The sequence below is a fragment of the Polaromonas sp. P3_C2 genome, from assembly GCF_056402675.1.
In genome coordinates this window covers 1-1,162 of the sequence record NZ_JBFUGX010000978.1, presented here as the reverse complement: position 1 = coordinate 1,162, position 1,162 = coordinate 1, and the positions used below count along the sequence as shown (strand labels likewise).

General features: G+C 64.6%; 1 protein-coding gene and 1 pseudogene. Both read right to left on the bottom strand.

Annotated features, from left to right (window positions below; translation table 11 throughout):
• Window positions 1-95: 95 nt before the first annotated feature.
• Entirely contained in the window at window positions 96-533 is a 438-nt protein-coding gene (locus AC1DWI_RS23955; RefSeq protein WP_477671665.1) for a DNA polymerase III subunit chi, read from the bottom strand.
• Window positions 530-1,162: pseudogene (locus AC1DWI_RS23950) on the bottom strand (leucyl aminopeptidase); the annotation flags it as partial. The pseudogene AC1DWI_RS23950 and the gene AC1DWI_RS23955, both read right to left, overlap by 4 nt.

Here is a 1,162-nt window from a genome sequence, read left to right as displayed (position 1 = left end):
GGCTGGTTCAGGCGGTGCAGCCGGCATCGGCGCAGGCATGGGCCGCACGACTTCCGTCAGCGTCGGCACAAACCGCGGCGGTGCGGGCGGACGGTTCATGCGCCCTCCCCGGCCGTCGCAAGGTCATGGCGTTTCATGGCATAGCCCCTGTCGGTGTAGTGCTTCCACCGGCTTCGCGCTGCAAGACGGTCATCGTCGGCCTGCGCCACGACTTCGATAAAACGTTCGAAGCGTTCAAATTCGGCGGGAATGCCATGCCCCAGATTGACCAGCACGCCGTAATGCGGGCAGGCCTTGAGCGACTCGGCCAGCACCACCGGCGTTGCCGCCCATGTACTTTCGGGGGCACCCGCACGGCAATGCGGCACAAATTCCGCAGGCGAAAAACTCCAGATCAACTGGTCCAGTTCCGCCAGCACCGCCGCGTCCCCCGTCACCACAACGCTGGCGCCGCTCAGGTAGGCCTTGCGAAGTAACCGGCAGCTGTAGGCCAGTTTGTCAGGCACATTGAAGTGAAAGGCGATTTCGGTCATGCCCGGGTTTTGGATGCGGATTTGCGACTGGACGCTGTTTTGGCTTTTTTGCGCGATGCTTGGGCCGAAGTCCCTGCCCTGGCAGTTACCACCTGGTCCAGCAGGTAGTCCAGCAGCAGCGGCACCGGCCTGCCGGTCGCACCTTTGGCGGCTCCGCCTTTCCAGGCCGTACCGGCAATGTCCAGGTGCGCCCATGGGAAACTGGCCGTAAACCGCTGCAGGAACTTGGCCGCGGTCACCGCACCCGCGGCACGCCCCGCCACGTTGGCGACATCCGCAAAATTGGTCTTGAGCCCTTCCGCATAATCGTCATCCAGCGGCATCCTCCAGCACAGGTCCAGGGACGATTCGCCTGCTGCCGACAACGCCTCGGCCATGATGTCGTCGCTGGAGAAAAGCCCGCTGCGCACGCCGCCCAAGGCAATCACGCAGGCGCCGGTCAGCGTCGCGATGTCCACCACCGCCCGGGGCTTGAAGCGCTCGGCGTAAGTCAATGCGTCGCAGAGCACCAGCCGCCCTTCGGCGTCGGTGTTCAGGATCTCGATGGTCTGCCCGCTCATGCTGGTCACCACATCGCCGGGCTTGATGGCGCGGCTGCCCGGCATGTTTTCGCAGGCGGGAATCAGGCC

Excerpts from the sequence above, each read along its gene's own strand:
- AC1DWI_RS23955 (WP_477671665.1), bottom strand. The coding sequence starts at position 533 with ATGACCGAAATCGCCTTTCACTTCAATGTGCCTGACAAACTGGCCTAC.